We start from the raw sequence: 19,143 nt of genomic DNA, 5'->3' as shown, positions 1-19,143 counted from the left end.
GCCTCACGCGCCCGCGGGCGCGGCCGCGTCGCCGGCCGCCCGCTCGCGCACGAACCTCAGCACCACCAGCGCCACCACGTGGTCGAGCTCCACCTCCATGCGGCGGACGTCGGCGGGCGCGACGCCGTCCGGCGCCGCCACCCAGGCGTCCAGCAGGCACTCGCGCAGCAGCCCGAGCTCGGCGACGACCTCCACGAGGTCGAAGCCCTGCGCGAGCCGCTCCAGCGCGTGGTGGTGCCCGAACGCGTCCCGCTCGTCCTCCGCCGCGCCCCCGTCGTCGAGCCGGTCGGCCAGCCAGCCGAGCAGCTCCGGGACGCGATCCAGCAGGGCCGGCTCAGGCGCCCTCGCCGCGCTGGCGAGCGTCCGCACCCCCGCCTCCCAGGCCGCCAGCACCTCTTCCCCGCTCTCCCGGATCCGCTCCGCCAGCCGGCTCCCCACGCGCGCACCTCCACGGCAGAGGATGTCCACGCGCCGGCGCCCGGGTCGCCGGGCGGCGGGCGGGGGCTCAGCGCGCGGCGGAGGGGGCAGGCGCGAGCCCGCCCGCGAGCGCCTGCAGCGCCTCGCGCGTCCCCGGGCCCTCGAGCGCGCGCGCCGGGGCGCGCTGGAGCAGCGCGCCGGCCAGCTCGGCCGACCCGTCCAGCCAGGCGCTCACCCCGAGGGACGGGCTCCCCTCCTCGCCCAGCAGCACCAGCCCGGCGTGCGCCCGCCAGCGCTCCACCCGCACCTCGCGGACCCGCGCCCACGGGAGCAGCGCGGCGGGGCGGCCGCGCAGGCGCAGCTCGAGCCCGTCCTCGCCGAGCCGGAAGGCGCGGGCCGGCCGGAGCGCGCCCGCCGCCAGGAAGAGCACCACCAGCGCGGCCAGCGCGGCCAGGCCGAAGCCGCGGGCGCCCGGCTGCTCGCGCACCGCGCGCACGGCGACCGCGCCGAGCGCGGGCGCGAGCAGGAGCGGGAACGCGAGCCGGCGGGCCAGGCCCGCGCGCAGGATGGCGGCGCCGGCGGCGTCGCGCGGCGCCCGGGCGCGCGGCGGCCGGCGCACCGCCACCATGAGCAGGGCGAACCAGCCGAGGAGCGCGGCGGCCTGCGCCGCGAGCGCGACGTCCGGGCGTCCGGTGCCGCGCCCCCAGAGCACCACCGCGCCCACCACCAGCGCGACGGCGGCCACGGACAGCGCGACGCGGCGGTTCTCCTTCCAGGGGGGCCAGGCGGCGCGGCGGCGGGCGAGCGGCATAGGGCGCGGAGTCTAGCAGCCGCGGTTCCCGCTCCGGCGTGGAACGTGGCAAGCTTCCGCCATGGAAGCGGCGCTGAACCGGCTCGAGGCCCGGGTCCTCGTGTACGTGATGGAGCACGTCCCCGCCGCGGGCGGCGGGCGCGCGGTCGAGCTCGCGCTCGATCCGGACGGCCCGCCGGCCGTGTTCGCGTCCGCGCCGCTCGCCCCCAGCCCGGGCGCGGCGGTGGTGTTCACGCTCGGGCGGTCCGGCCGCCGCGTGGTCGCGACGCTCACCGACGCGGATCCCATGATGGTCGGGGCGCTGCTGGCGCGCGTGGAGCGGGCCGCGCCCGCGGGCGACGCGGTCCGCGTCCTCCCGCTCGCGGACCCCGCGCTGGTGGACGCGGGGCGCGCCGGGGTGGCGCTGCTGCCGCCCAGCGCCGGCCGCTGGTTCCCGGACCTGCCCGACGCGATCCGCTTCGACGCGGAGCTGGTGCAGGTGTCGATGGCCGTGTTCCTCTCGCCGCAGGAGCTGGCGGACGCGCAGGCCCACGGCCCGGCGGCGCTGCTAGGCGCGTTCGGGCGCGGCGAGCGCGACCTCATCCGCTTCGGCGCGCGGCCGCGCGGCTGACCCGCCCGCTATCCGGCCGCCGGCAGCCCCGCCAGCGCCCGGACCACCTGCACCACGCCCTGGCCCAGGCGCGGCGGGACGTACCCGCCCTCCAGCACCGCCGCGATCCGCTCGCATCCGGCCGCGGCGCACCGCTCCACCAGCGTCCGCGTCATCGCGTGCAGGTCGGACGGCTCGAGGTGCAGGCCGCCCTCCGGATCGCCCTCCAGCGGGTCGAAGCCGGCCGAGAGCAGCACTAGGTCCGGGCGGAACTCGGCGAGGGCCGCCGCGAGCCCGTCCTCGAACAGGCGCCGCTGCTCGGGCGCGCGCGTGCCGTGCGGCACCGCCACGTTGCGCGTCGTCCCCTCGCCCGCGCCGGCGCCGCGCTCCTCCGGCGCGCCGGTGTGCGGGTAGTGCGGCCACAGGTGCAGGGAGAGCACGTAGACGGCCGGGTCCTCCCAGAAGATCGACTGCGTGCCGTCGCAGTGGTGGACGTCCCAGTCCACCACGAGCACCCGCCGCGCCAGCCCCGCGGCCTGGACCGCGCGCGCCGCGATCGCGACGTTGTTGAGCAGGCAGTAGCCGCCGGCGCGGTCGGCCCAGGCGTGGTGGCCGGGCGGCCGGACCAGCGCGAACGCCGCCCGCGCCTCGCCGCGCGCCACCCGCTCGGCGGCCTCGATGGCCGCGCCGGCCGCGGCCACCGCCGCCCGCCAGGAGCCCGCCGACACCGGCGTCTCCGGCTCGAGCCAGTCGAGCATCCCGGTGCGCGCCGCCGCCTCCACGTGGCCGCGCACGCGGGCGAGGTGCCCGGGCGTGTGCACGCGGAGCAGCGCCTGCTCGGTCGCCCGCGCCGCCTCGACGCGCTCCAGCACCTGCGGCCCGAGCGCGGGATCCGCGGCGAGCGCCTCCAGCGCGGCCTCGAGCCGCGCCAGGCGCTCGGGGTGCCCGGGGCCGGGATCGTGCGCCTGGCAGTCGGGGTGGGAGACGAGGAGGACGCGCTGCGGCATGGTTCGGCGGGCACCATACTCCCGGCGGGCGGGCGGGGGAACCCCGGGCGGCCCGGAGGGCGCTTCACCGTTGGTGATGCAACCATCCCGGTGCGCGCGCGGGCGCGTCCGGTGCCGCCCGCGATCGGGTCGCCACGCCGAGGGCGCTCGACGCCGGCGCGCGGCGGTGCGCCTGCTGGCAGGCGGAGGTGGCCCATGGGCGTCCCGTTCACCTCGCAGCAGCTCCTCGACGCGTTCGAGCAGTTCAACGGCGCGGTGTGGCCCATGCCGCTCGTCGCCTACGCGCTCGCGCTCCTCGCGCTCGTGCTCGCGGTGCGCGGCGGGCGCGGGGCGAGCGCCGGGACCGCGCTCGTGCTCGCGTTCCTCTGGGCCGCCGCCGCCGCCTTCCACGCGAGCGCGTTCGCGCGCGTGTCCTCGCTCGCGCCGGCGTTCGCCGCGGCGTTCGTGGTCCAGGCGGTGCTGTTCGCGACGGCGTCGGTGCGCGGGTGGCTGTCGTTCCACGCCCGGCCCGGCGGGCTCACCACCGCGGGGCTCTCGCTCATGCTCTACGCGGCGGCCGTCTACCCGCTCGTCGGCGCGCTCGCCGGGCACGCCTACCCGCGCGCGCCCGCGTTCGGCGTGACGCCCTGCCCGAACACGATCTTCACCCTGGGACTGCTGCTGCTCACCGACCGGCCGGTGCCGCGCCGGCTGCTGGTGGTCCCGTTCCTGTGGTCGCTGATGGGCATCCCCGCCGCGCTCGAGCTGGGCATGACCGAGGACCTCCCGCTGCCGTTCGCCGGCGTGCTCGCGACCGGCCTCCTGCTCGGCCGCGATCGCCCGCGCGTCCACCGGCGGCCCGCGGCGCGCGGCGCGGGCGCGCGTTGACCGGCGCGCGCGGCGCGTGCTTCCATCGGCCCATGCTCACGCACAAGACGTTCTTCGAGGGCCAGGTCCAGAGCATCGGGTTCGAGCGCAACGGCCGCCGGCAGACCGCCGGCGTGGTGGACGTGGGCGAGTTCCACTTCGGCACGGAGGCGCCGGAGCGGATGACCGTGGTCTCGGGCGAGCTGTGGGCGCGCCTGCCGGGCGAGGCCGGCTTCCGCGCCTTCCCCGCCGGCACCTGCTTCGAGGTCCCGGGCCGGAGCGGCTTCGACGTGAAGGCGACCGCGCCGGCGGCGTACGTCTGCGAGTTTCTGTAGGGCGAGGGCTGCCTGGCGGCGCGTCCCTAGCTTCCCTTCGCCGCGCCCCCGCGCGCGCCGCGCAGCAGCTCCTTCACCACGTGCGCGCCGAGCGCGCGGAGCCCGGCCTCGAGCAGCGCGCGCCCCGGTCCGGCCGCGAGCGTGGCGCGCATCGACTCCGGGGCGATGCCGACCTCGAGGTCGAGCCGGACGAGCGCGGCGGAGACGGCCGGCGTCGAGGGGGCGGGCTTGGCGCGGCCGCCGCGGGTCACCACGCCCGCGGAGAGCCGGTCCATGAGCGCGTCCTCCGAGGTGCGCGGGCCCTGCGCGTCGCGGAGCGCCTCGGAGATGCCGCCGTACAGCTCGTCGAGCGCCGCCGGGGCGGCGAGCGCGCGCGAGAGCCGCTCGGCGGCCTCCTCCTCGTCCACGCCGCGCGCGGCGGCGTACGTGGGCACGAGCAGGCGGACGAGGTCCTTGCGCGGCAGGACGCCAGGGAGGCGGCGGGAGAAGTGGGGCACGCGCCACAGTTAGCACGCGCCGGTCCCGGCCGCAGCCCGCGCCGGCGCGCCCCTGGCGTGGCGGCGCCCGTCACATCGCCCGCGCCGGCGCATCGGTCCGGGGAGCCCTCTTCACGTGAGGTGACCATGGCCCCCGTCGCGCGCCCGCCCCCTGCCCGGCCGCTCCCGCTCGCGCTCCTCGCCGCCGCGGCGAGCGCCCTCGCCGTCGCGTGCCACCACGCCCCGGCGACGGCGCGCGCGCCCACGCCCGCGGCCCCGGCCGCGCCCGCCGGCGGCGCGCCCGCGCCCCAGGATCCGGGCGACCCCGGCCTCCCCTACCTGCGCGCCTGGCTCGCCGCGAGCCAGGGCGACGCGGACGGCGCCCTGGCGCTGCTCCGGTCGCTCGACGAGGCCGGCTGGTCGAACGGGATGGATCCCGCCGACTTCCCCGCGCTCGCGGACCGCCCCGAGCTGAAGGCGCTCGCCGCGCGCTTCGCCGCGCGCGTGCCGGCGACGCCCCATGCGCCGCTCGCGGCCACGCTGGCCGAGCCGGGCCTGGTGGCGGAGGGCATCGCGGCCGACCCGCGGGACGGCGCGCTCTACGTCGGGAGCATGCGGCTGCGGAAGATCGTGCGCGTCGATCCGGGCGGGGCGGTGCGCGACCTCGTCCCGCCCGGCGCCGGGCTGGACCAGGTGCTGGGGATCAAGGTGGACGCCGCGCGCGGCCTGCTCTGGGCGGCCTCCCTCGCGCGGGCGGACGCGGCCGCGGGGACGCCCGCGCGCACGCGCCTCCTCGCGTTCGACCTCGCCACCGGCGCGCCGCGCCGGAGCGCCGGGCTGGACGGCCCGGGCCACATGCTGAACGACCTCGCCGTCGGCGAGGACGGCACCGTCTACGCGACCGACAGCGAGGGCGGCGAGGTGTGGCGGCTCGACCCCGGCGCCGCCGCGCTGGTGGCGGCCGGCGGCGGGCGGCGCTGGGTCTACGCGAACGGGATCGCCATCGCCGACGGCCGGCTCCTCGTCGCCGACGCGACCGCCTGTGGGACCTGCCGCGCGACGGCGGCGCGCCCCGCCGCCTGCGCGGCCCCGGCCGCTTCCCGCTGACCGGCATCGACGGCCTCTCCGCCGCCGGCCGGACGCTCGTCGCCGTCCAGAACGGCGCCGGCACCCCGCGCATCATCCGGCTCGAGCTCGAGCCCGGCGCCGCGGGCGTGCGGACGGCCGAGGTGCTCGAGACCGCCAACCCCGGCTGGCGCGTGCCCACCACCGGCGCGCTGGTGCCCGGCGCGTTCGTCTACATCGGCAACAGCCACGTGGACGGGTGGAAGGACGGGAAGCTCGCGCCGGCGGGGATGGAGCCGACGCGGATCTACCGGCTGCCGCTGTGAGCGGCGGGGGCCGGCCGAGGCCCGCCGCCACCTGCGACGGCGCGGAATTCCCTCTTTTCCGCTGCCCACTTCCGGCGCCTTCCGCGTGTCACCCCCGCCTGCTAGACATCGGGCCCGATGCCCGACTTCGTCCACCTGCACCTGCACACCCTGTACTCCCTCCTCGACGGCGCGATCCGCATCAAGGACCTGCTGAAGACGGTCAAGGCGAAGGGCATGAATTCCGTGGCCGTGACGGACCACGGGAACCTGTTCGGCGCGGTGGACTTCTACAAGAAGGCCAAGGAAGCCGGGGTGAAGCCCATCCTCGGCATGGAGGCGTACGTCGCGGGCGACAAGGGGCGCACCGACCGCTCCGAGCGCGTCGGCCGCCACCTCATCCTGCTCGCGAAGAACGCCGAGGGCTGGGCGAACCTGCGCTACCTCTCGTCCAAGGCGTTCACCGAGGGCTTCTACTACGACCCGCGCATCGACAAGCAGCTCCTGCGCGACCACTCGAAGGGCCTCGTCGGCCTGACCGCCTGCCTGGCGGGCGAGGTGCCGCGGCTGGCGCGGCAGGGCGACATGGACGGCGCGCGGCGGGTGGCGCGCGAGTACCGCGACATCTTCGAGCCGGGCTCGTTCTTCCTCGAGGTCCAGTCGAACGGCATGCGCGAGCAGCTCGACGTCAACGCCAAGCTCGCCCAGCTCGGCCGCGACGAGGGCATCCCGCTCGTCGGCACCGCCGACGCGCACTACGTGAGCCGGCAGGAGGCGAAGGCGCACGAGGTGCTGATGTGCATCGCCTCCAACAAGACGTTCCAGGATCCGAAGCGGCTCCGCCACGACACCGACGGCCTGTTCGTCGCCGGGCCCGACGAGATGGCGGCGGCGCTGCCCGACTTCCGCGAGGCGCTCGACAACACGCTGCGCATCGCCGAGATGTGCAACGTCGAGCTGCCGCTCGGGAAGACGTTCCTGCCCTCCTTCACGCTGCCGGAGGGGATGAGCGAGGACGAGTACATCGTGAAGCTCGCGCGGGAGGGGCTCGACCGGCGCTTCCGCGAGATCGACGGGAAGTACCCGCACGACCGCGACCTGTACCGCCAGCGCCTCGAGATGGAGCTCGGCGTCATCAAGAAGATGGGGTTCCCGGGCTACTTCCTCATCGTCCAGGACTTCATCAACTGGGCGAAGGAGCACCGCATCCCGGTGGGCCCGGGCCGCGGCTCCGGCGCCGGCTCGATCGTGGCCTGGTCGCTCCGCATCACCGACCTCGACCCGCTCCGCTGGAACCTGCTCTTCGAGCGCTTCCTGAACCCGGAGCGCGTCTCGATGCCGGACTTCGACGTGGACTTCTGCCAGAACCGCCGCGACGAGGTCATCCAGTACGTCCGCGGCAAGTACGGGCAGGACAACGTCGGGCAGATCATCACGTTCGGCTCGCTCAAGGCGCGCTCGGTGATCCGCGACGTGGTGCGCGTGATGGGCCTGCCGTTCGCCGAGGGCGACCGGATCGCGAAGCTCGTCCCGGACCCGGTGCAGGGCAAGACGCCGCCGCTCAAGGAGCTGGTGTTCGGCTCGGACAAGATGCCGGCCGAGCCGCGCCTGAAGGAGCTCTACGACAAGCCCACCGTGATCTCGCAGTGGGTGGACGACAAGGGCGTCCAGAACAAGGTCACCACCAAGGACCTGCTCGACATCGCCATGTCGCTGGAGGGCCTCAACCGCCAGGCCGGCCTGCACGCGGCCGGCGTGGTGATCGCGGACAAGCCGCTGTGGGAGTACGTGCCGGCGTACAAGGACGACAAGTCCGAGATGCTGGTGTCGCAGTTCGCGAAGGAGGAGGTCGAGGCCGCCGGCCTGGTGAAGTTCGACTTCCTCGGGCTGAAGACGCTCACCGTCATCGACGACGCGCTGCGGATGGTGAAGCGGAACCACCCGGAGATGAAGGACTTCGCGGCGAGCGACATCCCCATCGACGATCCGGCGGTGTACGAGCTCATCAGCCGCGGCGACACCGGCGGCGTGTTCCAGATGGAGTCCTCCGGCTTCACCGAGATGGTGGTGAAGATGAAGCCGTCGCGCTTCGAGGACGTCATCGCCGCCGGCGCGCTCTACCGGCCCGGCCCCCTCGACCAGAAGCTCGAGGACGGCCGCACCATGGTGGACGTCTACATCGACCGCAAGCACGGCCGCGAGAAGGTGCAGTACCCGCACCCCAGCCTGGAGCAGGTCCTCGAGCCGACCTACGGCGTGATCGTCTACCAGGAGCAGGTGATGCAGATCTCGCAGGTCCTGGCGGGCTACTCGCTGGGACAGGCCGACCTGCTCCGCCGCGCCATGGGGAAGAAGAAGGCCGAGGTCATGGCCAAGGAGCGCGTCGGCTTCCTCGCCGGCGCGGTCGCGAACGGCGTGGACGAGAAGGTCGCCGGCGGCATCTTCGACCTCATGGAGAAGTTCGCGGCGTACGGCTTCAACAAGTCGCACTCCGCCGCGTACGGCCTGCTCACCGTCCAGACCGCCTGGCTGAAGGCGCACTACCCCGTGGAGTTCATGGCCGCGCTCATCTCGAGCGAGGCCTCCAACACCGACAAGGTGGTGCTCCACATCTCGGAGGCGCGCGCCAGCCAGCTCGAGGTGCTCCCGCCGGACGTCAACGAGTCGGACGCCGCGTTCGGCGCGTTCCCGCCCGGCCCGGAGTCGCCCAAGGGGTCGCGCGGCCGCATCCGGTTCGGCCTGGGCGCGGTCCGCGGCGTGGGCGACTCGGCGGTGCAGGCCATCGTCGAGGCGCGCGCGTCGGGCCCGTTCAAGTCGTTGTTCGACCTCGCCGGGCGGGTGGACTCGAAGAAGATCAACAAGAAGGTGCTGGAGGCGCTGGTGAAGTCCGGCGCGCTCGACTTCGAGGGCGTGCCGCGCTGGCAGCTCTTCTTCGGCATCGACGCCGCCATCTCGGCGGGCGCGTCGGCGCAGGCCGACCGCGCCAGCGGCCAGGCCTCGCTGTTCGGTGCGCTCGCGGCCTCCGCGGCGACCGAGGCGAAGCCGCGCTACCCTCGGCCCGGCGACGCCGTGGGCGAGGTGAGCGTGGAGGAGTGGCCGGAGCGCGTCCGGCTCGCGTTCGAGAAGGAGGCGCTCGGCTTCTACCTGACCGGCCACCCGCTGATGGGCTACGAGCGCGAGGTCCGCCGCTACGCCTCCTCCACCTGCGCCGCGGTCGCGCACAAGCGGCACGGCGACAAGGTCACCGTGGTCGGCGTGGTCGCGTCGCTTCGCGAGCGCATGAACAAGGAGAAGGGCACGCGCTTCGGCTTCCTCACCCTGGAGGACCTCACCGGCACGACCGAGGTCATCTGCTGGGCCTCGCGGCCGGCCCAGAACGGCCGCCCCGCGCAGAAGGGCTGGTCGGACTGGGAGCACTTCGTGAAGGGCGACGAGCCGGTGCTGGTGCACGGCGAGGTGCGGATCAACAACCGCGAGGAGGAGAACCCGCGGGCGGAGATCACCGCGCTCGACATCGAGCCGCTCGCCGCGGTCCGCAACCAGAAGACCAGCGAGATCGCGCTCCGCATCGACGCCGACCGGCTCACCGCCGCGCGCGCGGGCGACCTGAAGGCGCTGCTCGGGCGCTTCTCCGGGAGCTGCCCGGTGACGGTCCGCGCGGTCATCCCCGAGCAGACCGAGACCACCATCGCGGTGCCGCTGAAGGTGCAGCCCGCCGACGAGCTGCTCGAGTCGGCGCGCCGCCTCGGCTTCGAGGTCGAGCTGCGCTGAGCGTCCCCCGACCGAGCGGAACGCACCGCTCACCCTGAGCGTCCCTCGACTCCGGACCGCTTCGCGGTCCTACGCTCGGGATGAGCGCGCGAGCCGGAGTCGAAGGGTCGGGATGAGCGCCGGAATCGAACCCGCTCGCCCTGAGCGTCCCTCGACTCCGGACCGCTTCGCGGTCCTACGCTCGGGATGAGCGAGCTGGAGTCGAAGGGTCGGGATGGGCGGCCGGAGTCGAAGGGCCGGGATGGGCGGCCGGAGTCGAAGGGCCGGTTTCCGGGCGCCCGTCCGTACGCTAGAGTGGCCGCCCCGTGACCGCTCTCCTGCTCGCCGCCGTCGGCCTCGGCGCCGGCACCCTCGGCGCCCTCATGGGCATCGGGGGCGGCATCATCGTCGTCCCGATCCTCACGGCCGGCTTCGGCCTCCCGTTCCGCCACGCGGTGGCGGTCTCGCTGGTCGTGATCATCGCCAGCTCCTCCTCCGCGGCGGCCTCCTACGTGGACCGCAAGCTCTCCGACATGCGCGTCGGCGTGGTGCTGGAGCTCGCGACGGTCGCCGGCGCCATGCTGGGGAGCGCCGTCGCCGGCCTCGCGCCGGTGGGCCTGCTGAAGGCGCTGTTCGCCGCGGTGGCGGTGTACTCGGCGCTGGTGATGTGGCGCCGGCGCCCGGCCGGCCCGCAGGCGCCGGAGGGCGCGCCCTACACCGTGCGTCGATGGGGCACCGGCCTCGGCGCGAGCGCGGTGGCGGGCGCCATCTCCGGCCTCATCGGCGTGGGCGGCGGCTTCATCAAGGTGCCGGTGATGACGCTGGCGATGGAGCTGCCGTTCAAGGTCGCGGTGGCGACCTCGAACTTCATGATCGGCGTGACCGCCGCCGCCAGCGCGTACGTGTACTACGCGCGCGGCGATCTCGAGGTCGCCGTGGCCGCGCCGGTGGTGGTGGGCGTGTTCGCCGGCGCGCGGCTGGGCGCGACGCTGCTCGGCCGGATCCCGGCGGCGCGGCTCCAGGCGGCGTTCTCCGCGCTGCTGGTGCTGCTGGGCGGCCGCATGGTGTGGGACGTGCTGCGGGGGCTGCCGTGAACCGCTCCGTGTCGCTCGCGCTCTGGGCCGGCACGCTCACCGGCGTCGGCCTCTGCGGCGCCGCCACGCTCGCGTACGCGCTCGACGTCGAGGCGGCGAGCCACCTCGCGCGGCTGGGCGTGATCGCGCTCTTCGTCACGCCGCCGCTCCGGCTCGCCGTCGCCGCCGGCGGCTTCTTCGCGGTGGGTGAACGCCGTTTCGGCGCCGCCTCCTCGGTGGTGCTGCTCGCGCTGCTCGCGGCCGCGGTCCACGCCGCGCTCCGCTGAGCGGCGCCGACCGCGCGGGTCGCGCCGTCGCGCGGGGGCGCGGCCCGGCCCGGCCCGCGTGCGTACGTTGCGGGCGGAGCCGCCGCGCATGTCCTGCCCGTTCCTTCGCCGCTCGCACCCGCCCCGCTGCGGCGGGGTGGACGGAGCGGCCCAACCGGTCCCGCACGATGCGTCAACGTCCCTGTGCCGGGGCGCTCATCAGGGTTGCCTCGTCTTCCGGGTGATCCGCGCCACCGGACGGGCGGTGCATCCCTCCGATTTCAGGGCATGGGTTGCCACCTCCGTCGCACCAGGAAGGACCGGACCCGATGCGCCCACCCCCTCCGACGCAGATGCGTCATAAACCCCCGGAACCCCGAAGGAGATCGCGACCGCTCGGGATGCGAGTGACCACTCGTTCGCAGGGCTGTAGTATGTGGGTCCTGTCTCCACACGGAGGCAAAGGGGGTGCTGGCCATGATGCGAGCGAACGTTCGCGTTCCCGCTCCGCGCGGGGCTGCCGCTCATTGCGACGCGGGTGGGCTGCTGCGCGCCGACCGGCAAGCGGAGGAGATGCTGAAGGTGTTCTTCGCGGACGCCGCCGACGGCGCGCTGATGCCGTCCGAGCTCCGCGGCCTCACCGACGGGGCCCAGAACGGGCCGCCCGGCGTGCGCCGCACGCTGGTCATGGAGGGCCACGGCGAGCGGCTCCGCATCGAGGTGACCGCCGTCGGGAAGGGCAAGACGCAGCTCCACCTCTGGCGTGAGCCGCTCCCGGAGCCGCTGCAGGCCGGTCCCGAGGCCGCCACCGCCACGCCGGCCGATGGCCTCACCCAGCGCGAGCGGGAGGTCGCGCTGCTCGTGGCCGACGGGCTCCGCTCCCGCGAGGTGGCCGAGCGGCTCGGGATCGCCTCCCAGACCGTGAAGAGCCACCTCAAGACCATCTTCGACAAGCTGGGCGTGCGGAATCGCGTCGAGCTCGCGCGGAGGCTGGTGCAGCACTAGCGGCGGGCGGCCGCGGGCCGCTCGCGCCGGGCCTCTCCGGCGGCGCCCCGCGCCGCCGCGACGCCCGTTCCTCGTCCGGATCACGCGCGCGGGCGGCGCTTGCCGTTCGCGGCCGCGGGGCGGTAGCGTTCGCGATCCGCCATGGTGACGCTCCCCGACGTCCAGGCCGCGCTCGGCCGGATCCGCGACCGGATCTACCTCTCCCCCTGTGCCCGCACCGAGACCCTCTCCCGCCTGAGCGGCACCAGCGCCTTCCTCAAGCTCGAGAACCTGCAGATGACCGGCTCCTACAAGGAGCGCGGCGCCCTGAACACGCTGCTGCTCGTGGGGGAGGCCGAGCGCGCCCGGGGGCTGATCGCGGCGAGCGCCGGGAACCACGCGCAGGGGGTCGCGTACCACGCCGGCAGACTCGGGGTGAAGGCCACCATCGTGATGCCCGAGACCACGCCCATCATGAAGGTGGCGAACACCCGGGCCCACGGCGCGCGCATCGTGCTCCACGGGGCGAACTACGACGAGGCGTACGCCGAGGCGCGGCGGCTCGAGCAGGCCGAGGGGCTCACCTTCGTGCACCCGTTCGACGACCCGCGCATCATCGCGGGCCAGGGCACGGTCGGGCTCGAGATCCTCGACCAGGTCCCGGAGGTGGACGCGATCCTGGTGCCCATCGGCGGCGGCGGGCTCGCCTCCGGAGTGGCCGTGGCCGCGAAGGCGCTGCGCCCCGAGGTTCGGATCGTGGGCGTGGAGACCGAGGTCCTTCCCAGCATGCTCGCGGCGCTCGAGGCGGGCCGGCCGGTCACGCTCGAGCCGGCCAGCACCATCGCGGACGGCATCGCCGTGAAGCGCGCCGGCGACCTCACCTTCGAGCACGTCCGGCGCCTGGTGGACGAGATCGTGACCGTCTCCGAGGAGGAGATCGCGAGCGCGATCCTGTACCTGCTCGAGAAGGAGAAGACGGTCGCGGAGGGGGCCGGCGCGGTCGCGGTGGCGGCGCTCATGAACCGCCGGGCGGCCGGGCTCGAGGGGCGGCGCGCCGCCGCCATCGTCTCGGGGGGCAACATCGACGTGAACCTGGTCGCGCGCATCATCGAGCGGGGCCTGGTGAAGGACGGGCGCCTGGTGCGGGTGAGCGTCGCGCTCACCGACAAGCCGGGGCAGCTCGCCAAGGTGTCGGCGATCATCGCGCACCACCGGGCCAACGTGATCGAGGTCCACCACACGCGCGCCTTCGCGACGCGGTTCGGCGACACCACCCTGCAGCTCACCCTGGAGACCCGCGGCCTCGAGCACGTCCAGGAGCTCCTCCAGGCGCTGCGCGAGCGCGGGTACCAGGTGCAGCAGCTCGGGATCTGACGTGTCCTTCCGCGCCCGGACCGCCCTCGCCGCGCTCCTGCTCGCCGCCGCGATCGGGTTCGCCGCCGGCTGGCTGGTCGGGCTGCGGTCGGACGACAGCGTGGAGGCGCGCGTCCGGGACGAGGCGCACCGGCTCCGGGAGCGCGTGCACGAGCTGTCCCGCTGAGGCGCGCCGCCCCGGTCACGCCCGCGCCCGCCGCCCCTCCCTCGTCCGGAACGTCCACGCGGAGGGCCCCACCGTGCGCGCCACGCCGATTGCGGCAAACGGCACCGTCCGTTATGGTCGGCCCTCTCCCGGCCCGTTCCCGGCCGTCCGGCCGGTCCGCGCCCCGGAGCCCCTCGCCCGGATGACCGACCACGGACGCGCCGCACCGTTCCTCGAAGCCGGCGATCACCGGGGGGCCGCCGAGGCGGTCCTCCGCGAGTACGGCCCGCAGCTCCTCGGCTACCTCTCCTCCATCCTCCGCAACGACGCCGACGCGGCCGAGGTGTTCTCGCAGTTCACCGAGGACCTCTGGCGCGGCCTCCCCGGCTTCCGCCGCGAGTGCCCGGTCCGCGTCTGGGCCTACCGGCTCGCCTGGCACGCCGCGGCGCGGCACCTCCGCGATCCGTACCGCGGCCGGGGCCGCCGCCTCGAGACCCACGAGCTGTCGCGCATCGCCGACGAGGTCCGCTCGTCGGCGCTGCTCGGCCGGCGCGAGGCCCGGCAGCGCGGCATCGACCGGCTGCGCGCGCGGCTGCAGCCGGACGAGCAGACGCTCCTGGTGCTGCGGCTCGACCGGGGGCTCTCCTGGCGCGAGGTCGCGACCGTGCTCGCCGACGAGGGCGACGCGGTGGACGAGCCGGCGCTGCGCAAGCGGTTCGAGCGCCTGAAGGAGAAGCTCGCGCGCATGGCGCGGGAGGAGGGGCTGCTCGAGTAGCGGCCGCACCCCGATGCGCGAGGCACCCCGCGTGGTCCCCCCGGAGCTGGAGGGCGAGAGCCAGGAGTTCTCGGACCTGCTGCTGGAGCTCGCCTCCGCGCCGGCCCGCGATCCGTCCCAGCTCGCCGCGCCGCTCGAGGCCGGCATGGTGGTGGGCCGCTTCGAGCTGCTCCGCGAGATCGGCCGGGGCGGGTTCGGCCTGGTGTTCGAGGCGCGCGACCGCGAGCTGGGCCGGCTGGTCGCGTTCAAGGCGATGCGCCCCTCCCGCGCCGAGCCGGCCGCGCTGGAGAAGCCGCTCCGCGAGGAGGCGGAGGCGGCGGCGCGGCTCAACCACCCGAACGTCGTCACGCTGCACGACTTCGGGATCCACGAGGGCACGCCCTACCTCATCCTCGAGCTGCTCCGCGGCGAGACGCTCCAGCAGCGGCTCAAGCGCGGCCGGCTGCCGCCCGAGGAGGCGGTGCGCATCGCCCGCGACGTGGCGAGCGGCCTCGTGCACGCGCACTCGCGCGGCGTGCTCCACCGCGACCTCAAGCCCGGCAACGTGTTCCTCACCGAGGCGGGCGGCGTGAAGCTGCTCGACTTCGGCCTGGCGCGGCTGCTCGACCGGGCCAGCCTCGCCGGCGGCACCCCCGCGTACATGGCGCCGGAGCAGCTCCGGGGCGAGCCCGGCGACGCGCGGGCGGACGTGTTCAGCGCGGGCGTGGTGCTCTGGCAGATGCTCACCGGCGAGCTGCCCTTCCCGCTCGTGGACGGGCGCAGCACCGTGCTCGACCCCGGCCCGCCGCCGCGGCTCCCGCTCGAGGACGCGCCGCCCTCGCTCGCGTCGCTGCTCACGGCGGCGCTCTCGAAGGCGCCCACCGGACGCCCGCAGACCGCGCTCGGCCTGCTCGACGGGCTCGCCGGCGTGGAGCAGGCCTACGCCGGCCGCGCCGCGGCGCAGGCCCGCGCGGCCCGCCTGCGGCGGCTGCGCCGGACGGCCACCGCGGTGGCCGGGCTGGTGGTGCTGGGGCTCGCCGCGGCCGCGGCGCTCGCCATCCGCAGCGGCGCCCGGGCCGAGCGGGCGCTCCGGGCGGCCCGCGTGGCCGGCACGGCCGACGGCGCCTCGGATCCGCTGGTGGCCGCGCTGCTCATGGCCGAGCTGCCCGACGACCCGCCCCCGCGCGCGGTCGCGATCGCGCAGCGCCTGCTCGCGGAGCCCATCCCGGAGACCGTGCTCGACGGCGTGCCGAAGGGCGAGGGCGTCGCGGTCAGCCCGGACGGCGCCTGGGTCGCGGCCGGGGGCGAGGGTGGCGGCGCGAAGCTCTGGCGCGCCGACGGGACCGGGGCGCCGCGCGTGCTCGCCGCGGACGGCCCGGCGCGCACCGACGGGCTCGCCTTCACGCGCGACGGGCGGCGGCTCGTCACCGCCGATCACGCGGGGACGCTGCGGGTGTTCACGCTCGACGGCGGCGCCCCGCCGCGCAGCCTGCCCGCCGGCGACGTGCCGCTGCTCCGGCTGGCGCTCGACCCGGCGGGCCGGATCGCGGCGGCCGGCGCGCCGGACGGGCGGCTCTGGCTGGCCGACCTCGCCGGCGACGCGCCGCCGCGGCCCGTGGTGCACGACGGCGCCGTGCTCGCGCTCGCGTTCTCCCCGGACGGCACCCGGGTCGCCACCGGCACCGCGGACGGCTTCGTGCGCGTGATCGCGTCGCCCACCGGCGCGGTGCTCGCGTCGGCGCCGCTGCCGGGCGGGGTGGTGTGGTCGGTGGCCTGGTCGCCGGACGGTCGCGTCATCGCGGTCGGCTCGGAGGACGGCGTGGTGCGCCTGCTCGGGCTCGACGGCCGCGTCCGCCAGTCGCTGGGCGCGCCCGGCATGGCGGTGTCCTCGGTCGCGTTCGACCGCGCCGGCACGCGGGTCGTGGCCGGCTCGCAGGACGGGGCGGCGCGCGTGTGGCGGCTCGGCGTCGCCGGGCCGGAGATCCGGCTGCGCGGCCACCGCGGCGCCGTCGCGTACGCCGCGTTCGCGCCCGACGGGCGGCGCGTCATCACCGGCGGGACCGACGGCACGGTGCGGATCTGGCCGGCCGACGGTGAGGGCTCGCCGGTGGTGCTGCGCGGCCACACCGTCGTGGACGGCGTGCCCACCCCGGACGGCAGCCGCCTGTTCACGCGCGGCACCGACGACGTCATCCGGGTGTGGCGCACCGACGACCCGCGCCAGCGCGGGCAGCTGGTGGGGCACGAGGCGCTGGTGGACACGGTGGAGTGGACGCGCGACGGCACGCGCGTGCTGACGGCCAGCCACGACGGCACCGCCCGGCTCTGGCCGGTGCACGGCGGCGCGGCGCTCACGGTGCGCGACCCGGGCAACGTGATCCACTCCGCCGATCTCGATCCCACCGAGCGCACCTTCGTGACCTCGTCCGAGGATCGCACCGTGCGCGTGTGGGACGCCCGGACCGGCGCGCTCGTCCGCGAGCTGCGCGGGCACGAGGGTCCGGTGCTGTCCGCCGCGTTCAGCCCGGACGGCACGCTCATCGCGAGCGGCTCGCTGGACAAGACGGTGCGCGTGTGGCGCGCCGACGGCACCGGGACGCCGCTCGTGTTCCGCGGGCACGGCGCGGTGCTCACGGCGGTGACCTGGACGCCGGACGGCAAGGCGGTGGTCTCGTCGTCGCAGGACGAGGCCTCCGTCCACGTGTGGCCGCTCGACGGCTCGCCGCCGCGGGTGGTCCGGGCCGGGCGGCCGGTGTTCCGCGCTGCGGTGGCGCCCGACGGCACCCTGGTGGTCCCGGAGCAGGGCGGGACGCTGCGCCTGTTCGGCCCGGACGGCGAGGAGCGGGCGCCCTTCCCGGCGCTGCCCGAGGGGCTGTTCTCCGTGGCGGTGAGCCGCGACGGGCGCCGCTGGGCGCTCGCCTCGAGCGACGGCACCGTGCGCGTGTACCCGCGCGACGGAAGCGGGGACCCGCTGGTGCTCCGCGCCCACGAGGGCGCGGTGGGCAACGCCGCCTTCAGCCCCGACGGCACCGAGCTCGCCACCGTCTCGGCCGACGGGACCGCCCGCGTCTCCACCGTGGACTGGTCCCGCCTCCGCGCCGCCCTGCGCGGCGCCACCTCCGCCTGCCTGCCGGTGGCGCACCGGGTCCAGGTGCTGGGCGAGGCGCGCGCCGAGGCGGAGCGCCGCTTCGCCGCGTGCGAGATCGCGCACGGCCGCGTCCCGCCGCCGCCCGCCGCGCCGGGGAGCCCGCGATGACCGTCCGCCGACCGCACGCGCTCGCCGCCCTCGCGCTCGCCGCGCTCGCCGCCACCCTCCCCGTCCGCGCGCGGGCCGACGCGCCCGAGCGCCGCCGCGAGCCGCCGCCCGCCGCCGAGCTCCCGCCGCCCGGCGCGGAGCGGATCGAGATCGACGTGGTGTTCCCGGACTGGCAGTACACCGGCACGTTCCGGCTGCGCAGCGCCTCGGGCGCCACGCTGGACGAGGGCGTGGCGCGCGACATGGGCGGGTTCCCCGCGGGCGGCGGCGTGGTGGAGCGGGTGCTGGAGGGCGGGCGCGGCACGCTGCGGATGCGGCTGACGACGGCGCGCAAGGGCGCGGCCCTGCCGGTGGTGGGCCGCTGGACGGTGCTCGACGGCACCGGCGCCTACGCGTCGTTCGCGGCCAAGGGCACGTTCACCTCGTGCTCGAGCGGCAAGCCCGGCCGGAGCAGCATGTACGAGCAGTGGTACATGCTCGGCCACGCGCGCTGAGGCGCGCGCTAGCCCGGGGGCGGCGGCAGCCCCGGCAGCACCTCCGCCAGCGCCGCCAGGAACCCGTCCACCTGCGCCTCGTCGTGCGCGGCGGAGAGCGCCACGCGCAGGCGGCTCGTGCCGCGCGGCACGGTGGGCGGGCGGATGGCTCGCACGAACCACCCGCGCTCGCGCAGCGCCGCCGCGGCCGCCAGCGCGCGCGCCTCGCTCCCCAGCACCACCGGGAAGATCGGCGACGCGACCCGCGCCACGTCGAAGCCGAGCCGCGCCAGCCCCGCCTGCATCCGCGCGCACAGCGCGAACAGCCGGGTCCGCCGCGACGGCTCGGTCGCCACCACCTCCAGCGCGGCCAGCGCGGCGGCGCAGGCGGGCGGCGGGAGCGCGGTGCTGAACACGAACGGCCGGGCGCGCGAGAGGAGCAGCTCGACCAGGCGCCGCTCGCCGGCCACGTAGGCGCCGAACGCGCCGAGCGCCTTGCCGAGCGTGCCCATGTGCACGTCCACCCGGTCCTGGACGCCGAGCGCCTCGGCCAGGCCCGCGCCGCCCGGCCCGAGCACGCCGGCCGCGTGCGCCTCGTCCACGTAGAGCATGGCCCCGTGCCGGTCGCACAGCTCGGCCAGCTCGCGGAGCGGCGCGGCGTCCCCGTCCATGGAGAAGATCGCGTCGGTCACCACCAGCTTCCGGCGGGCGCGCGTCCGGGCCAGCAGCCCGGCCAGCTCGTCCACGTCGCAGTGCCGGTAGCGGACCAGCTCGGCGCGGGAGAGCAGGCACCCGTCCACGATGGAGGCGTGGTTGAGGACGTCGGAGAACACCGCGTCGTCGCGCCCCACCAGCGCGCCGGGGACGCCGGCGTTCGCGTGGTAGCCCGAGCCGAAGAGCAGCGCGGCCTCGCGGCCCTTCCACGCGGCGAGCCGCGCCTCCAGCGCGCCGTGCGGCGGCAGGTCCCCCGCGACCAGCCGGGCCGCGCCGCTGCCCGCGCCGAAGCGCGCCGCCGCGTCGGCGGCCGCCGCGCGGACCCGGGGATCCGCGGCCAGCCCGAGGTAGTCGTTGGAGCAGAGGTTCACGAGCGCGCGGCCGCCCACCGTCACCACCGGCCCCTGCGCCGGGCCGATGGGCTCGAGCGACCGGCGCAGGCCCTTCGCGTCGAGGGCCTCCAGCTCGGCGCCGATCCAGTCGAGCGCGCCGCGCGCCATCGC

General features: G+C 76.4%; 19 protein-coding genes. 14 read left to right on the top strand and 5 right to left on the bottom strand.

Annotated features, from left to right (window positions below):
• Positions 1-3: 3 nt before the first annotated feature.
• Both ACOQFB_RS03195 and ACOQFB_RS03190 read right to left on the bottom strand, forming a co-directional pair.
• Positions 4-438, bottom strand: a complete 435-nt coding sequence (locus ACOQFB_RS03195) for an RsbRD N-terminal domain-containing protein (protein ID WP_421608620.1) — start codon at positions 436-438, stop codon at positions 4-6.
• Positions 439-505: 67 nt separating this feature from the next.
• On the bottom strand, positions 506-1,228 hold the full coding sequence (locus ACOQFB_RS03190) for a hypothetical protein (RefSeq protein ID WP_421608619.1): 723 nt from the start codon (positions 1,226-1,228) through the stop codon (positions 506-508).
• 61 nt (positions 1,229-1,289) lie between these two features.
• Between ACOQFB_RS03190 and ACOQFB_RS03185 the strand changes: the two genes are divergently transcribed.
• A complete protein-coding gene (locus tag ACOQFB_RS03185; RefSeq protein WP_059439518.1) occupies positions 1,290-1,838 on the top strand; it encodes a hypothetical protein in 549 nt (182 codons plus the stop codon).
• A gap of 8 nt (positions 1,839-1,846) precedes the next feature.
• On the opposite strand, the gene ACOQFB_RS03180 is transcribed toward ACOQFB_RS03185, so the two are convergent.
• Positions 1,847-2,824, bottom strand: coding sequence for a histone deacetylase family protein (locus tag ACOQFB_RS03180; protein ID WP_421608618.1), 978 nt, complete (start codon positions 2,822-2,824; stop codon positions 1,847-1,849).
• Positions 2,825-3,019: 195 nt separating this feature from the next.
• Between ACOQFB_RS03180 and ACOQFB_RS03175 the strand changes: the two genes are divergently transcribed.
• Both ACOQFB_RS03175 and ppnP read left to right on the top strand, forming a co-directional pair.
• Complete coding sequence (locus ACOQFB_RS03175; RefSeq protein ID WP_421608617.1) at positions 3,020-3,691, top strand: DUF6064 family protein; 672 nt, start codon at positions 3,020-3,022, stop codon at positions 3,689-3,691.
• A 32-nt stretch (positions 3,692-3,723) separates the two neighbouring features.
• Positions 3,724-4,005, top strand: coding sequence for a pyrimidine/purine nucleoside phosphorylase (gene ppnP / locus ACOQFB_RS03170; protein ID WP_059439521.1), 282 nt, complete (start codon positions 3,724-3,726; stop codon positions 4,003-4,005).
• A gap of 26 nt (positions 4,006-4,031) precedes the next feature.
• On the opposite strand, the gene ACOQFB_RS03165 is transcribed toward ppnP, so the two are convergent.
• On the bottom strand, positions 4,032-4,502 hold the full coding sequence (locus ACOQFB_RS03165) for a hypothetical protein (protein WP_059439522.1): 471 nt from the start codon (positions 4,500-4,502) through the stop codon (positions 4,032-4,034).
• A 126-nt stretch (positions 4,503-4,628) separates the two neighbouring features.
• On the opposite strand from ACOQFB_RS03165, the gene ACOQFB_RS03160 reads away from it, so the two are divergent.
• The 11 genes from ACOQFB_RS03160 to ACOQFB_RS03110 all read left to right on the top strand — a co-directional run bounded on the left by ACOQFB_RS03160 (position 4,629) and on the right by ACOQFB_RS03110 (position 17,947).
• Positions 4,629-5,588: an SMP-30/gluconolactonase/LRE family protein gene (locus ACOQFB_RS03160; RefSeq protein WP_494492449.1), complete on the top strand. Its 960-nt coding sequence runs from the start codon at positions 4,629-4,631 to the stop codon at positions 5,586-5,588.
• Positions 5,589-5,695: 107 nt separating this feature from the next.
• Positions 5,696-5,872, top strand: a complete 177-nt coding sequence (locus tag ACOQFB_RS03155; protein WP_494492448.1) for a hypothetical protein — start codon at positions 5,696-5,698, stop codon at positions 5,870-5,872.
• A gap of 117 nt (positions 5,873-5,989) precedes the next feature.
• Positions 5,990-9,622: a DNA polymerase III subunit alpha gene (gene dnaE / locus ACOQFB_RS03150; protein WP_421608615.1), complete on the top strand. Its 3,633-nt coding sequence runs from the start codon at positions 5,990-5,992 to the stop codon at positions 9,620-9,622.
• A 305-nt stretch (positions 9,623-9,927) separates the two neighbouring features.
• On the top strand, positions 9,928-10,695 hold the full coding sequence (locus tag ACOQFB_RS03145; protein WP_059438810.1) for a sulfite exporter TauE/SafE family protein: 768 nt from the start codon (positions 9,928-9,930) through the stop codon (positions 10,693-10,695).
• On the top strand, positions 10,692-10,961 hold the full coding sequence (locus ACOQFB_RS03140) for a DUF1634 domain-containing protein (protein ID WP_059438809.1): 270 nt from the start codon (positions 10,692-10,694) through the stop codon (positions 10,959-10,961). Before ACOQFB_RS03145 ends, ACOQFB_RS03140 begins: the two co-directional genes overlap by 4 nt.
• A gap of 552 nt (positions 10,962-11,513) precedes the next feature.
• Entirely contained in the window at positions 11,514-11,945 is a 432-nt protein-coding gene (locus ACOQFB_RS03135; protein ID WP_232287323.1) for a helix-turn-helix transcriptional regulator, read from the top strand.
• A 141-nt stretch (positions 11,946-12,086) separates the two neighbouring features.
• Positions 12,087-13,298 carry a threonine ammonia-lyase gene (locus ACOQFB_RS03130; RefSeq protein WP_421608614.1) on the top strand — a complete coding sequence of 404 codons (1,212 nt, stop codon included), beginning with the start codon at positions 12,087-12,089 and terminating at the stop codon, positions 13,296-13,298.
• Position 13,299: 1 nt separating this feature from the next.
• A complete protein-coding gene (locus ACOQFB_RS03125; RefSeq protein ID WP_152643377.1) occupies positions 13,300-13,464 on the top strand; it encodes a DUF1049 domain-containing protein in 165 nt (54 codons plus the stop codon).
• 181 nt (positions 13,465-13,645) lie between these two features.
• Positions 13,646-14,218 carry an RNA polymerase sigma factor gene (locus ACOQFB_RS03120; RefSeq protein WP_012527513.1) on the top strand — a complete coding sequence of 191 codons (573 nt, stop codon included), beginning with the start codon at positions 13,646-13,648 and terminating at the stop codon, positions 14,216-14,218.
• Between the two features lie 13 nt (positions 14,219-14,231).
• Positions 14,232-17,453, top strand: coding sequence for a protein kinase domain-containing protein (locus ACOQFB_RS03115; protein ID WP_421608613.1), 3,222 nt, complete (start codon positions 14,232-14,234; stop codon positions 17,451-17,453).
• Positions 17,450-17,947, top strand: coding sequence for a hypothetical protein (locus ACOQFB_RS03110; RefSeq protein ID WP_421608612.1), 498 nt, complete (start codon positions 17,450-17,452; stop codon positions 17,945-17,947). Before ACOQFB_RS03115 ends, ACOQFB_RS03110 begins: the two co-directional genes overlap by 4 nt.
• 8 nt (positions 17,948-17,955) lie before the next feature.
• Here ACOQFB_RS03110 and bioF read toward each other — a convergent pair whose 3' ends face one another.
• The gene (gene bioF / locus ACOQFB_RS03105; protein ID WP_421608611.1) at positions 17,956-19,140 is read right to left on the bottom strand and encodes an 8-amino-7-oxononanoate synthase; all 1,185 of its coding nucleotides are present in this window, start codon (positions 19,138-19,140) and stop codon (positions 17,956-17,958) included.
• Between the last annotated feature and the right edge of the window lie 3 nt (positions 19,141-19,143).

Origin of the sequence: Anaeromyxobacter sp. Red801, from assembly GCF_049201065.2 — a bacterium.
Lineage (GTDB): Bacteria > Myxococcota > Myxococcia > Myxococcales > Anaeromyxobacteraceae > Anaeromyxobacter.
This window is presented reverse-complemented; position numbering and strand designations above follow the sequence as displayed.

What these genes read in the sequence shown, in the direction of transcription:
- ACOQFB_RS03190 (WP_421608619.1), bottom strand. Translation starts at nt 1,228, where the DNA reads ATGCCGCTCGCCCGCCGCCGCGCCGCCTGGCCCCCCTGGAAGGAGAAC.
- ACOQFB_RS03185 (WP_059439518.1), top strand. Translation starts at nt 1,290, where the DNA reads ATGGAAGCGGCGCTGAACCGGCTCGAGGCCCGGGTCCTCGTGTACGTG.
- ACOQFB_RS03180 (WP_421608618.1), bottom strand. Translation starts at nt 2,824, where the DNA reads ATGCCGCAGCGCGTCCTCCTCGTCTCCCACCCCGACTGCCAGGCGCAC.
- ACOQFB_RS03175 (WP_421608617.1), top strand. Translation starts at nt 3,020, where the DNA reads ATGGGCGTCCCGTTCACCTCGCAGCAGCTCCTCGACGCGTTCGAGCAG.
- ppnP (WP_059439521.1), top strand. Translation starts at nt 3,724, where the DNA reads ATGCTCACGCACAAGACGTTCTTCGAGGGCCAGGTCCAGAGCATCGGG.
- ACOQFB_RS03160 (WP_494492449.1), top strand. Translation starts at nt 4,629, where the DNA reads ATGGCCCCCGTCGCGCGCCCGCCCCCTGCCCGGCCGCTCCCGCTCGCG.
- dnaE (WP_421608615.1), top strand. Translation starts at nt 5,990, where the DNA reads ATGCCCGACTTCGTCCACCTGCACCTGCACACCCTGTACTCCCTCCTC.
- ACOQFB_RS03135 (WP_232287323.1), top strand. Translation starts at nt 11,514, where the DNA reads ATGCTGAAGGTGTTCTTCGCGGACGCCGCCGACGGCGCGCTGATGCCG.
- ACOQFB_RS03130 (WP_421608614.1), top strand. Translation starts at nt 12,087, where the DNA reads ATGGTGACGCTCCCCGACGTCCAGGCCGCGCTCGGCCGGATCCGCGAC.
- ACOQFB_RS03120 (WP_012527513.1), top strand. Translation starts at nt 13,646, where the DNA reads ATGACCGACCACGGACGCGCCGCACCGTTCCTCGAAGCCGGCGATCAC.
- ACOQFB_RS03115 (WP_421608613.1), top strand. Translation starts at nt 14,232, where the DNA reads ATGCGCGAGGCACCCCGCGTGGTCCCCCCGGAGCTGGAGGGCGAGAGC.
- ACOQFB_RS03110 (WP_421608612.1), top strand. Translation starts at nt 17,450, where the DNA reads ATGACCGTCCGCCGACCGCACGCGCTCGCCGCCCTCGCGCTCGCCGCG.
- bioF (WP_421608611.1), bottom strand. Translation starts at nt 19,140, where the DNA reads ATGGCGCGCGGCGCGCTCGACTGGATCGGCGCCGAGCTGGAGGCCCTC.